Below are 13172 nucleotides of genomic sequence, written 5' to 3' on the forward strand. Positions count from 1 at the left end.
CACAATTTTTCGGGTTGAGTTTCATAATTGGAAAGGCAAGTAATATGGAAATACTTTAGAGAAACGAATTAGTCGTTTCTCTCTTTTTTTTATTATTTATTTTCACCAGTAAACCACGAAGTTGCAAAATGGATTAACTTTAGAAAGTTTTTTGTCCAACCAAAAAAGACAAGCAATTAGCTTGCCTTTTTTAGGTGCCAAGCCAATAAGTTAGATTACTCCAAATCGGAATTACTTTTCCTAAACCTTCTGCGCCATAAGAAAAATACAAGAAATCCAACTATCGCAAGCAAGATTAGGATTGGGGAGTATCCGATTAAGAAGACTGCAAGCCCTGAGAAAAAGGCCACGATGGAATTGATAGATACAGCGAATGTCTGCTTTATTTTTTCACCAGTTTTAAGCTCTTCCTTTCCTTTCACTTCCTGTACATTGACGGAGACATCGATGAATTCTATTTGTACCTCGGCATATTCGGTTTTGTTATCCAAGTATTTCATACGGCCCATAACTTGTTCGATTTCTTCCTGTACGATGGATAGGTCATTGGATATCTTCAAAAGATCCTCCGTTTGCTCTGCACGGCTCAACAGGTCGAGCAGCCGTTCCTCGACGACTCTCTTTGCTTTCAACCTGGAGGTCAAGTCCACGTACTCCTCGGTTACGTCCTGCCCGACCACCCTTTTTTCTGTCACCTTCCCGCTGTACTCTTCCACACCATCTAAGAAGGAGGTAAGGGAATCAGTTGGGATCCTTAGGGTAACCGATCCATAATCCTGTTCCTCATTCGATGAAAAATTAACTTCCACCACATACCCTTTTTCTTTAGTTACTGTTTTCTCTATCTCTTTGATGGAACTGTCAATGTCATCTACTTCCAATGTTACAAGTGCATTGTACATTACCTTCCGCTCTTCCGGATTCAATGGTGCGCTCTCTTCGTTCCCTGCGGCATCATCCATGTCAGCTACATTTTCTGATTCCCCTATTCCTCCGTAGGAATCTTCGGATGCAACTTCATTTTTACTTGATTCACTCGATTCGTTGCCAGCACTGCAACCAGCCAATAACAGAATTACCATTGCAAGTCCGAGTGAAATTCTCTTTATCATTTCAATCACCCCTTTAAAGCAATAGACGCTAATCATGGGGAAAAGTTCCAATACAAGGAATTTTTTTTGTTTTGGTTTTGTGGTAATTACTATGATGTAAGATTATTTCTATTTTTTGGATGAACTATTTCTAATGGTTTTTCGTTATAGAGTTAGCTACTTTATTATGGGGGGACTTTATGGTTAAAAAGCGCATTTTCAAAATCTTTATAGCACTTGTTTTTTCTTTTCTTCTTTTATTTTTCTACTCTTTATTTAATGGTATTCCTTTTGGTAGTTATATAGCAAAAGCAAAAATTACGGATTATGTGGAGCAAGTATATGGCTTTGATGAAGGTATCCCCAAACCACAATTCAACTATAAAGAATCATCTTATGAAGTAAACCTTCCTCAATTAGGAAATGAATTTTCCTACCACCTTTCAAGTAATCTAATTTTTGATGAAAAACTAGGAAACGAAATTAATAGTCAATTTCAAATTGATTACGATAAGTTAAAAAATTCATATGTAGAAAATATTGAGTTGCCAAGCGCATTTTTGTTTAGTACGGTTTTAGCGAATGGTGAGTATTCAAAGAATATCCAACTTCATCAAAAAATTTACCTTTTAGGGATAATAAACCGCGAGAAGATAGCGCCTGAGGATAGTATAAAATTGCCTGCAAATCTTACAAAAGAACTCATTGACAGTCTAGGTGAAAGATACAATATTACATCTCTTCAAGTGTTATATACTGATTTAAATGGTCAATATGAAATTACATTAAATGATAATAAATCAATCTCAGTAGATAAATTGCGTAAGAATACATCGAAAACGGATCAGATTGGTGAGGAAGAAAGAGAATTAATTCGCAAATTAAATGAACCTTAATAAAAATCTGTATAAAGTTATTCCGCTATCGGGCGCGATGCTGTAACAAGGAACGACGCTCATTTTTATTTTAGCCGGGATGAGAATATCTTATTGTAGGAATTTTTAGATTATGAAATAATTGGTATTAAGCAATAGGAGCAGGATTGGGGAATATCAAAGGGATAAAGGTGAAAAATGGTAGAAAAAGAAATTCAGCTTTCTGATTTGGAAGCTGAATTTCGATGGAGGCTTTTAGTATGGAATTAATAACTGGGAAACTAATAATTATTTCTATTTTTCTTTTAATCGTAACAATGGTTGAAACATTGGCTTATTCCATGAGAATCTCAGGGGCAAGAGTGAAATTAATAGCAACAGCACTATCATTATTTGGTACGTTAGTTATCGTTGCGAGATTCTCTACTATGATCCATCAACCTCTAACGGCAAAGTTAATAGCTGAAGCACCTGAAGTGAATAAACTACATTTTATTGAGGAGCAATATCGAATTTTAATCGGTATTACTTCTGTTGGGGTTCTTTTAGCGATTCTTCTCTTTCCAACATTTATCAATATTTTTTCAAGGGCGATTATTCAGCTTTCAAACGAGCGTGGCTCTGTTGTTGCAGTATTTGTGAAGCAGTTTAATCTAAATGGAATCCGAAAGGTTTGGAAATGTGTCGCCTTACCTCGATTTTCCTACTTAAAAGGAATCACGTTACAAACGATCCCTAAACGTCTTTTTGTGATTAATGTTATTATTTCGGCGATATTTACGGTGGGAGTGCTCTCATCCATTTATGCTTCTTTGTTAGTTCCTCATGATTATGCACAAGCGGCTCTTATGTCATCTGGAATAATTAACGGCATTGCGACTATTTTACTTTCTCTTTTTATTGATCCTAAAGCTTCGGTATTAGCCGATAGAGTGGCAAAGGGGCAAAGTAAATATATTTATTTGAAAAGTTATTCATTGACAATGGTTAGTTCAAAATTAGTCGGTACCGTAGTAGCTCAGCTTTTCTTCATCCCAGCAGCATTTTATGTAGCGTGGTTTGCTAAGTGGATTTAAGAACCTTGTTTCAGGAAAAAAGCGTCTCTTCTAAAAAATAGAGACGCTTCACTCACAATCCAGCATGCACAGCTTTTCTTCTTTTCGTTGGCATATTTACCAGTATCACGGATGCCAAAATCAAGATGGCGCCAATGACTTGTACGATACCTAGTGTCTCTGAAAATACGAGCAGTCCGATCATCGAGGCAACGATTGGTTCTACGGTTGCAATGATAGAGGCTTTACTACCCTCTGTATATCCCAATCCCCAAGTATATAAGAAGTAAGCGAGCACAGTTGGAATTAAGCCTAAGCCAATGCCAATCAGCATCACTTCTACTGAAAATAATACATCTAGTTTCTGCCAAAGTTGTGTAAACGGTAAAAGAGAAATGGCTGCAACGAGAAAGGTGTAGAATGTAACCGAAAAAGGTTCATATTTTTTCAAGGCAAACTTACCAAATATCGTATAAAGTGCATACCCCAACCCTGATCCCAAACCAGTCAGAACTCCAAGTGCAGTCAACTCTACATTGCTTCCGGACAGACCGGCTATAAGAGTACACCCCATAATAGTTCCTATTACAGCCACTATCTTTTGAATTGTTAAAGCCTCCTTTAAAAATAAAAAAGAAAGGACGGTCACAAATGCCGGGGCTGTGTATAGTAAAATCACAGCAATGGATATATTCATCTCGTTGATCGTCGTAAAATAACAATAATTAAAAAATACAATACTAAAAATTCCTGTTCCAATGAAATAGCGAAGATCGCCCATTTTTTTTAGCTTCATCTGCTGTTTAAAGCGAATAAGTCCGACAGCAAATAAAAAAATCACCGCCCAAATTACTCGAATCGCGACAATCTCCATCGCTGAAAATCCATAGTTGCTTAACCCTTTCACAAAAAGCGCGATAATTCCCCAGAGGCTTGCACCTGCTGCAATCATCAGATAGGGAAGTATTTTTTTCATATGTATCACTCCAATAAAGCTAGGTTCTGTATAATCTCTTCTTTTCTACTATACTACGATTTTTATAAAAATAAATAATAATGAATTTTCAAAATGCGATTGAAAAGCGATGGACAATATGCTACAGTATATGGAAATTAGAGGTGGATATTATGCTAATCAATAAAAAAATAATTTCCTTGTCACAAGTACATCATCATATCAAGTAGCTTTGCTATTCGATTTTTTATAAATCGTAGATAGGAAGGCTATTTCTCATGAAACCGCATGGATAAAGTGTAAGAACTTTTATCTGGAGCGGTTTTTTATTTTTTAAACAATTGGAGGGAAAGAACGATGAGAAAGATGGATTATCAAAATGTAAAGGGAACACTGGATTATTTACCGGAAGCAGAAGTAGTTCGACGAGAGGTTAGAAGAACTTTAGAAGATGTTTTTATTCAATATGGATGCAAGCCTTTGGAAACGCCTATTTTAAACTATACGGAGTTACTTGCTTCCAAGTATGGTGGTGGAGCTGAGATACTAGAAGAAATGTACACCTTAACAGATAGAGGGGAAAGAGATTTAGCGTTGCGATACGATCTTACGATACCTTTTGCTAAAGTGGTCGCAATGAATCCAACGATTAGGATGCCTTTCAAAAGATATGAGATTGGAAAAGTATTCAGGGATGGTCCGATAAAAACAGGGAGATTTCGTGAGTTTACGCAATGCGATGTCGATATTGTAGGGGTGAAATCGCAAATAGCGGAGGCAGAATTAATGCTCATGGCCTTGGATGCATTTCGTAAACTGGATATAAAAATAACGATTCAATATAACAATCGAAAGCTTTTGACAGGAATGCTCGAAGTGTTTGAGATAACAGAAGAGAAAATCAATCAAGTAATATTAATTCTTGATAAGCTCGAAAAAGTGGGCTTAGAGGCTGTTACTTCGGAGCTTACGGAACTAGGACTACCACTAGCGACGGTCGAGCTCATTAAACAGTTTTTAACCGCTGAAAATAATGCAAGCTACAGTTACTTCGAGCCTTTTTCTGAACAAAATGAACTAGTGAAGCAAGGATTAGAAGAGCTAAAAGAATTAGAAAGCTATTTGGCATTTCTAGGTGCCAAGCAGCAATGTGTGTTCAATCCTTTTTTAGCGAGAGGTTTGGAAATTTATACAGGTACGATCTATGAAATTTTTCTAGCGGATCAAACAATAAAGTCTAGCATTGGTAGCGGTGGAAGATATGACAATGCAATCGGGGGCTTAATCGGGACGAATGAAAGCTTTTCCACCGTCGGAATTTCATTTGGGCTAGATGTTATATATACGGCTCTTAGTATCTCAAAGGAAAAAAGCTTAGAAAGTTCTAATGTGGATTATTACATCATTCCATTAAATACCGAAAAAGAGTCATTATTAGTGGCAAGCCAGCTTCGCAATCAAGGATATAAGGTCGAGGTGGAATTGGGCAATAAAAAGTTAGGGAAGGCTCTAGATAAAGCGAACAAGGAGAACATTCGCAACGTCATCATTATTGGAGAAAATGAAGTGAAGAACAATCAATATAAAATAAAAGATATGGTGTCTGGTGAGGAAAGAGCGGAAGGATTCTTGTTTAATTAAAGTCCTAATGGAGAAGCGTAAGCTCAGAGTTACAGCTTTGAGCTTACGTTTTTATGGAAACTAGTCTAGTTAATGTCATCTACATCGTAACCGGTATGTTGTAGTAGCATATCTACGTGCGGGATATTATCTTCTAAATAGGTATCGGATATAGCTCGGAAACCAAAGGAGCCGTAGAATTTTCTTAAATAATCCTGCGCTTGAATTTTAACCGTGTTTTCTTTTAATTCGTTTTGGATAAAATCTAACCCTTTTCTTAAGAGCTCTTCAGCAATTCCTTGCCCTCTAAATTCTCTTTTTACAAAAACTCTACCAATAGAAGCTTCTTGATACGAAACACCTGCGGGTAAAATTCTTAAGTAAGCGACAATTTCCCCATCTTCTTCTTTAAAGAGGTGATAGGACTGAGGATCCTTCCCATCGACTTCTAGATAAGGACAATTTTGTTCTACAACAAAAACGGAGGTTCGTTCTTGTAAAAGAGTGTATAGTTCTATATTTGTTAAATCATTAAATTTCTTTAATTTCCAGCTCATAAACATTTGCCCCTTTTATATGTAGTGTTAAATGATAGGTTATTAATCAGTTATAACATATCCTTCAACAATGGTAACCATATAGTATAGTAATATTATAATTATGAGTATCTTCTTGAATCAACAGCCAAGCTTAACTGAGCTAACTGATTTGCTCTGTTAAACACCGCTGTTGATTTCCGCACTAGGCTACGCTTTCCGCGGGGTTTACGAGAGCCTCCTCGGCTTCGCCTGTGGGGTCTCCACAAAACGCTATCTCCCGCAGAGTCTTCGCCTATTGCTCCAATCAACAGCTAGCGTCCTAAAAATCAACACTACTTTTATAGAGTAAATAGTAAAAAAAAGGAAAAGTTCTTTTTTTTGTCGAATTATTTCTTTAAAAGAGTTAATTACTATACGTTTTGGGAAGAGGAGACTTCATTTGAAAACAACTAGTGAGTCAATAATAGCTAGAGGTAAAGGTTTTATTTTAGAAGCTGTCTTAACAGAATTAAGTGTTTTGTATTATTCAATCATCGTGTGGTTTCGGAAACCTGATATGCGATCGGAAGAAGTCTATACTTATCATAAATCTTCTCAGATAAAGACTATTGTCATTGTGTTTTCCATATTAATTATTGCAGAAGGCGCATTGTTTCATTTTCTTATTCAACGATGGAGTGATATTGCTGCCTGGATTCTTACCGTTTTGAATGTATACGCGCTTATGTACATGGTAGGCCTTTATAATTCTGTCAGATTTTTGCCCCATATGATAAAGCAGGGAAAACTCTTCATTCATCTAGGCTTTCAGAGTAGTATTGAAATAGATATTGATAATATCGAGAGCATTCGGCAAGCGAAAGAAATTGATCTGGGAGAGAAAATACCGCGAGATACATACTATTCATTGTTACAAATAGATTCCCCACAGTTCGAACTCATCCTGAAGGAGCCAACATCATTAATGAGAGGTTCCTATGGAAAAAAGAAATACGTAAATCGTGTTATAGTTCGAGCCGATGAGCCAAATAAGGTAATGGAGGTACTACATTCATTAATGCTCATTTGAAAAAGGGATAATTAAATAGATGGGGGAACAAATGAAAATGAATCAAGAGGAATTCAACGTTAACGGCATGAATTACATAGTAAGACCCGCAAGGATTCAAGATGCAAAGGAGTTGTCTGCACTTCGATTACAGATTGATGGAGAGACGGAAAACCTTGATAGGGAAAAAGGTGAAGCGTTCTTAGATACAGTTAGTTTTGAGAAATTAATCAAAACGGATACGGAAAATGAGAGGAACCTATTTTTAGTTGCTGTGGCTAACGACAGGCTTGTTGGGTTTTCAAGATGTGAAGGAAATCTCTTGAAGCGTTTTGCTCATAAGGTAGAATTTGGGGTTTGTGTTTTAAAAGATTACTGGGGCTTCGGTGTTGGAACCAATCTGTTAAAAGAATCTATTACATGGGCTGATTCAAACGGAATCAAAAAAATAACGTTAACTGTTTTAGAAAAAAACGACAAAGCCGTCAATCTCTATAAAAAGTATGGTTTTAAAGTAGAGGGAATTCTAGAAAATGACAAAGTCCTTTCCGACGGTTGCTACTATAACACGGTTGTGATGGGGCGGTTTAATGGGTAAGGTCGACTATAACTTATTTTCTTGCACTTGTTTTTATTGAACTAAAGGGAGAATAGTTAACTGTGAATATAAGGAAGGTTAGAAAATGAGTGATATACAGTACAATATACAATTGGGGAAATTGTGTAATGCATTGCAACTTGGTGAGCTAGATAGTGTACCTAAAGCAATATCGGGTGGGCTTTTACACAGAATGTATGCTATTGAAACTACGCAAGGGAAATATGCAATTAAAGCTTTAAACCCTCAAATTATGCTTAGGTCTGGGGCAATGCAGAACTATATCAATTCAGAACGTATTGCCAATTTTGTAGCAAATAATATATCTGCTATTCCAGCTGAAAAGTTTAATGGTGTGGTCATACAAAAATTAGATGCTCAGTTCTATCTTGTGTTTGATTGGATAAAAGGTGACAGCCTGAATTCGAATGAAATTAACAGTGTTCATTGTGAAAAGATAGGTGTCATTCTTGCTGATATACATAAGACTGATTTTTCTGGACTAAGCATAAATTATGATTACATACTTAATGAGAAGCTGATTGATTGGAATTACTATTTACAAAAAGGACAAGAAAATAGTATAGAATGGGTTAATCTCTTGCTTGAAAACATCGATAATCTTATTGGTTGGAACACTAAGGCTATTAAAGCAGGGAAACTCCTGGTATCTAATATGGTTATTAGTCACAGAGATTTAGATCCAAAAAATGTTATGTGGAACAATCAGGACAATCCCGTCCTAATTGATTGGGAGTCTGCTGGCTATATAAACCCTATGCAAGATTTAATAGAAACAGCAATTTACTGGTCTCAAAATGAAATAGGAAGCATTGATAAAGAAAGATTTTTTGCTTTTATAGGTGGATATAAAAAGAGAAATGAAATACTACACGCAGATTGGAGAATTGTTTTAGCAAATGGTTTTCTAGGCAAATTAGGTTGGCTAGAATATAATTTAAAACGCTCTTTATGGATGGAATGTACTGACGATGAAGAACAACAGATGGGGACTACCCAAGTAACAGGTACAATACATGAAATTAGACGCTATGCAGATATAATTCTCGAATTAGAAGATTGGTTAAATAATGAATTATAAGACTAGTGCGGTTAAACGACATTTAACGGACTTCCATATAATCGGAAGTCCGTTTTACTCATAAAAAATTAATATTAACCTTTAAGAGATCTTCTCGAAACCAACAAAGCTTGCGAAACAAGTACTAAGATAGGTAGTTCAATAAGTGGTCCAATGACTAATGCTAGGGCAATGAGTGGTTGTTCTGGAAATGCTGTAACCGCAATTGCCAAAGCAACGGGTGAGTTTCGCGCAAGGATGGTTAAGTTTAAGCTAACGGAATCCTCGTATGAAAAGTTGAGCATTCTGGCTGCAATTCTTCCTATAAAATAGTTCAGGAAGAAGTATAGCAATATTGGTACAAGCAAAATGAAAATAACTTCGAAATTCCCCATCAAGTAGGATCCTTGTGATGCAAACATTGCGATAATCGCTAGTGATAAAAAGACGATTTGTGATTGAGCAAAGAATGGGACGACTTTATTATCAAAAATAGCTTTTCTCTTTTTAAACAAAAAGCGTGTAAGATGTGCGAATGAAAAAGGGATTAATAGGACTAGGATGACGCTTTCTAGAAGTGTTCCCATTGCTATCGTTTCGATTGTTCCAGCAAAAATCAGTAAATAGAGTGGTAATAGTAACACTTGTAGTATCAGATTGAATGGTAGTACGGAAGTTGCAAGGGATACATTTCCTTTTGCGATAGCTGTGAAAACTAAATACCAATCTGTACAAGGAGTGACCATTAGCATGATAAAGCCGATCCAAAGTGCTGGATGGTCAGAAAGGAAAATAGCTCCTAGCCCCCATGCCAAAAGGGGAGTCCAGATAAAGTTAATAATAGCGCTTGTTCCTAAAAACTTTATGTTTAAAAAAGCCTTTTTCAGTTCGCCTAAGGGGATACTTAAAAATAGTCCATAGAGCATTAATAATAGGAAAGGAATGATGAATGATTCGGCTCGTTGCTCTATTAGGGAAACCTGCCCTAGCAAAAGTCCTAAACCTACTGCCGCTATAATAATGAGTGTTTGAAATTTTTCTAAGAGATTCATGAAACGGACCTTTCTTTAAGCTTATTCTAAAAATAAAGTATAGGCGAATTTCATCATTAAATCCATGTTCTTTTTACATAGAATGAGTGCGATAGATAAACAAAGATGTGGTAGGTACTATAATGAGTTAAAAGAACGGAGTCAATGTATATGGAATTAAAGGAATATTTAGCTATTAATTTTCCAGGGCTTATGTTAAAGCCAAGCCTCTATCATCAATGGGAGGCGGGTATTCACTTTGTATTAGGGGAAGGAATGGATGCATTTAAAAGTGGAATAGACGAGCTAAACCTTGGTCGATTTAATCGAGTACATAATCAGGCATTGGCTATCTTTAATGAAGTATTTTCTTTTGAGGATGAGATTTTTCTTGTTACGAATGTTTATCAACCTAAGGCTTATAGAAACAGAAGACAGCGAACAAGAGTTTATGATCACTATATAAAAAATAAAGAGTTAAAATTTCACTTAAAACAGGAAACTTTACCATATATGTTTGACGACGAAGAAAGGCATGAATGCTACACCTCGCGTTTTTTCCTGAAATGTCGCAAACAGGATATTAATTACCCACTACTCATTCAAGCAACTTGCAACGAAGATTGCCACTTAAAGCCTAAGCTTGGCAGAGTAAACGGTTCATACTATCCAGATGTGTTTTTTATTAATGTCACTAAAAATATTATCTTCTTTATTTATGATGACAGAGGTTGTGAAGTGATTGCAAGTGATAAAGACACTATTCGGACTTTATGTGAAAAATATCATGATTGGGTGGATGGAAATTATCGAGAAGAAATTAATCGGCGTTTTAAGCTCAACTATCAATAAGCTAGAGTTATTGATAGTCGAGCTTATTCTGGTATTCACTGACTCAAATATTCATACACTACATCATTAATTACTTCAAACACTTCGGCCGTTGTATCTTCATTTAATTTCTCTGCTACTTCTCCCACTAATCTTTCATAATCATCGTCACTAAGCGGAACAGATTCTGGGTCGTGTCGATATTGGATAAAGCCGTTTCTAATCATTTTCTTTAATAATTTTTTCTCCACATGCTCACCTCATTATTCTCTTATTATATAGGATTTACCCTTTCGTCGAAAGATGTCGTCATAAATCCTCAAATTTCCATTGAAATAGAACGTATATTCGCTTATTATTGGGTATATACTACCGATACGAACATATATTCTATTTCTGGAGAGGTGTGACCTTTTGTGGAGATGGATCACAGCAAAAGACCAAACAACAAGATTTTATGTGTAGACATGAAGAGCTTTTATGCCAGTTGCTCTGCTGTCATGAGGGGTCTCGATCCGCTTACTTGCTATTTAGCAGTAGTAGGGGATAAAGAGCGTCAGGGAAGTATTGTTCTAGCGGCTTCTCCCATGCTAAAAAAAGAATTCGGCATTAAAACAGGATCGCGGCTCTTTGAAATTCCCAATGATAAGCGCATTCATGTGGTAAACCCTCAAATGGCTATGTATTTACGGATCTCAACAGAAATAACGCGCCTTTTTAATCGCTATGTCCCCAATGATGCCATTCATACGTATAGCGTCGATGAGTGCTTCCTGCAAGTGGACGGGGTGGAAGGCATTTGGGGAGGAGCGACTACTATTGCAAAGAAAATAAGAGAGGAAATTGACCGTGAAATTCAGCTCCCATGCTCTATTGGGATTGGTCCTAATATGCTCATGTCCAAACTTTGTCTGGACTTAGAGGCAAAAACGATAGGCATCGCGGAGTGGACCTATGATGATGTCCCGACAAAGCTTTGGGCCATTTCTCCCTTGCGCAAAATGTGGGGAATTGGTTCAAAAGTAGAGAAAACACTCAATCGAATGGGCATTTTTAATGTTGGTCAGCTTGCGAAATATCCGCTCGAGCTTCTGGAGAAAAAATTCGGGGTGATGGGGAATCAGCTTTACTATCATGCTTGGGGCATTGATTTATCTGAACTGGGCGCTCCTATTATTCAAGGGCAAATTAGTTTTGGGAAAAGCCAAATTCTAATGCGGGACTATACGGATCCAAAGGAAGTGAAACATGTACTTCTAGAAATTTGTGAAGAAGTAGCAAGGCGAACTCGGGAACACGGGAAAGCAGGGCGAACGATAAGCCTTGGAATTGGCTATAGTCGCGATGAGTTAGGTGGGGGCTTTTACCGATCGAAAACAATGGAGCGGCCGAGCAATATTACCATGGATTTATATAAAACCTGCTTAGAGTTATTTGAGAAGCACTATGAACAAAAAACGGTTCGGAAAATAGACGTCTCCTTATCTAATATTGTCGATGATAGTGAGATGCAGCTCAGCTTATTTGAATTAGAACGACCAAAGAAAAGGGAGCTTGGCTATGTCATGGACCGAATTCGTGGAAAGCATGGCTCAAACGCTCTGTTGAGGGCTGTTTCCTACACAAACGCTGGGACTGCTAAGCAGAGAAGTAGTCTTGTTGGTGGGCATAAAGCTTAAGAAAGGTAGTGAGCATAATTATGATACGTGATCGAGGAACGATAAAATGGACATCCATGATGCTACCAGAGCATGTGAAAATGCTTAGGGATTTGGTGAGAGAGGATACGTATGAAACAAAACCAGAACTGGATGAACAGCAACTAGACGAAATGAATGAGCTATTTTGCGAGGCGATGGAAACGGGGAAAGAAGTAACGATTACTTATTATGAGAAGAAAAGGTACCACTTATTTGTTGGTATGGTTCATCATCTAGACGCCTATCAACGACGCTTACATGTGGTAGATAAGTTTGGAGAGACATGTTATTTGAGTGTGGATAATATATTAGATATTTCCTAAAATGAAAGTCAGACTGAATGAGGATTTATCACCAGTCTGACCCCTAGCTACTTATTTCTGTTCAAAAAATCCAAGCTCAAGGATAGCTGCAAACACTTCTTCGCCCTCATCAGAAGTTACTTCCACCTCTTGACCAGGCTGAAGAGCAAGAGCCAACACACCAAGCAAGCTTTTCGCATCCACTACCCAATGCTCCTTTTTAAACAAAACAGTGCCGGGATAAGCACTTGTCGTATTCACTAAACTACTAGCAGATTCCGCAAAAATAGGCTTCAACACTTTAAGTATCATTTTGATATCCCCCTTTGTCTTCGTATAATTTAAGTATAGAGAAAAAATTGGAAACGACAAGAGAAAATTATTGATAAAAAGAAGTAAATATGTAGGTCCGTATAACTCTACGCACAAATAAAGGAATTGATTTA

The 13172-nt window shown here is 36.9% G+C and carries 15 protein-coding genes; 9 read left to right on the forward strand and 6 right to left on the reverse strand.

Annotation, left to right across the window (positions count from 1 at the left end; translation table 11 throughout):
- Positions 1-215: 215 nt before the first annotated feature.
- Positions 216-1148: a DUF4349 domain-containing protein gene (locus BK580_RS08610; RefSeq protein WP_078379930.1), complete on the reverse strand. Its 933-nt coding sequence runs from the start codon at positions 1146-1148 to the stop codon at positions 216-218.
- Positions 1149-1291: 143 nt separating this feature from the next.
- On the opposite strand from BK580_RS08610, the gene BK580_RS08615 reads away from it, so the two are divergent.
- On the forward strand, positions 1292-1987 hold the full coding sequence (locus BK580_RS08615; protein WP_078379931.1) for a YfjL-like protein: 696 nt from the start codon (positions 1292-1294) through the stop codon (positions 1985-1987).
- A 239-nt stretch (positions 1988-2226) separates the two neighbouring features.
- Complete coding sequence (locus BK580_RS08620) at positions 2227-3042, forward strand: lipid II flippase Amj family protein (protein WP_078379932.1); 816 nt, start codon at positions 2227-2229, stop codon at positions 3040-3042.
- Between the two features lie 52 nt (positions 3043-3094).
- Here BK580_RS08620 and BK580_RS08625 read toward each other — a convergent pair whose 3' ends face one another.
- Positions 3095-3997 carry a DMT family transporter gene (locus BK580_RS08625; protein ID WP_078379933.1) on the reverse strand — a complete coding sequence of 301 codons (903 nt, stop codon included), beginning with the start codon at positions 3995-3997 and terminating at the stop codon, positions 3095-3097.
- A 336-nt stretch (positions 3998-4333) separates the two neighbouring features.
- On the opposite strand from BK580_RS08625, the gene BK580_RS08630 reads away from it, so the two are divergent.
- Entirely contained in the window at positions 4334-5617 is a 1284-nt protein-coding gene (locus tag BK580_RS08630; protein WP_078379934.1) for a histidine--tRNA ligase, read from the forward strand.
- Between the two features lie 65 nt (positions 5618-5682).
- Here BK580_RS08630 and BK580_RS08635 read toward each other — a convergent pair whose 3' ends face one another.
- Entirely contained in the window at positions 5683-6153 is a 471-nt protein-coding gene (locus BK580_RS08635; protein ID WP_078379935.1) for a GNAT family N-acetyltransferase, read from the reverse strand.
- Positions 6154-6574: 421 nt separating this feature from the next.
- Between BK580_RS08635 and BK580_RS08640 the strand changes: the two genes are divergently transcribed.
- The 3 genes from BK580_RS08640 (at position 6575) to BK580_RS08650 (ending at position 8883) form a co-directional block, all read left to right on the forward strand.
- Entirely contained in the window at positions 6575-7204 is a 630-nt protein-coding gene (locus BK580_RS08640; RefSeq protein WP_078379936.1) for a hypothetical protein, read from the forward strand.
- A 31-nt stretch (positions 7205-7235) separates the two neighbouring features.
- Positions 7236-7781: a GNAT family N-acetyltransferase gene (locus BK580_RS08645; RefSeq protein WP_078379937.1), complete on the forward strand. Its 546-nt coding sequence runs from the start codon at positions 7236-7238 to the stop codon at positions 7779-7781.
- A gap of 85 nt (positions 7782-7866) precedes the next feature.
- On the forward strand, positions 7867-8883 hold the full coding sequence (locus tag BK580_RS08650; protein ID WP_078379938.1) for a phosphotransferase: 1017 nt from the start codon (positions 7867-7869) through the stop codon (positions 8881-8883).
- A 74-nt stretch (positions 8884-8957) separates the two neighbouring features.
- On the opposite strand, the gene BK580_RS08655 is transcribed toward BK580_RS08650, so the two are convergent.
- Positions 8958-9914 (reverse strand): arsenic resistance protein, encoded by a 957-nt coding sequence (locus tag BK580_RS08655; RefSeq protein ID WP_078379939.1) that lies wholly within the window; start codon positions 9912-9914, stop codon positions 8958-8960.
- 150 nt (positions 9915-10064) lie between these two features.
- Between BK580_RS08655 and BK580_RS08660 the strand changes: the two genes are divergently transcribed.
- Positions 10065-10745 (forward strand): DUF3885 domain-containing protein, encoded by a 681-nt coding sequence (locus BK580_RS08660; protein WP_078379940.1) that lies wholly within the window; start codon positions 10065-10067, stop codon positions 10743-10745.
- A 35-nt stretch (positions 10746-10780) separates the two neighbouring features.
- Here BK580_RS08660 and BK580_RS08665 read toward each other — a convergent pair whose 3' ends face one another.
- Positions 10781-10975 carry a YqzH family protein gene (locus BK580_RS08665; RefSeq protein ID WP_078379941.1) on the reverse strand — a complete coding sequence of 65 codons (195 nt, stop codon included), beginning with the start codon at positions 10973-10975 and terminating at the stop codon, positions 10781-10783.
- Between the two features lie 171 nt (positions 10976-11146).
- Here BK580_RS08665 and BK580_RS08670 point away from each other — a divergent pair, with 171 nt between their 5' ends.
- Positions 11147-12403, forward strand: coding sequence for a Y-family DNA polymerase (locus BK580_RS08670; protein WP_078382697.1), 1257 nt, complete (start codon positions 11147-11149; stop codon positions 12401-12403).
- A 20-nt stretch (positions 12404-12423) separates the two neighbouring features.
- On the forward strand, positions 12424-12747 hold the full coding sequence (locus BK580_RS08675) for a YolD-like family protein (protein WP_078379942.1): 324 nt from the start codon (positions 12424-12426) through the stop codon (positions 12745-12747).
- 51 nt (positions 12748-12798) lie between these two features.
- On the opposite strand, the gene BK580_RS08680 is transcribed toward BK580_RS08675, so the two are convergent.
- Positions 12799-13038 carry an HPr family phosphocarrier protein gene (locus BK580_RS08680; protein ID WP_078379943.1) on the reverse strand — a complete coding sequence of 80 codons (240 nt, stop codon included), beginning with the start codon at positions 13036-13038 and terminating at the stop codon, positions 12799-12801.
- Positions 13039-13172 lie beyond the last annotated feature (134 nt).

Source organism: Sutcliffiella halmapala (assembly GCF_002019665.1).
GTDB lineage: Bacteria > Bacillota > Bacilli > Bacillales > Bacillaceae_I > Sutcliffiella_A > Sutcliffiella_A halmapala.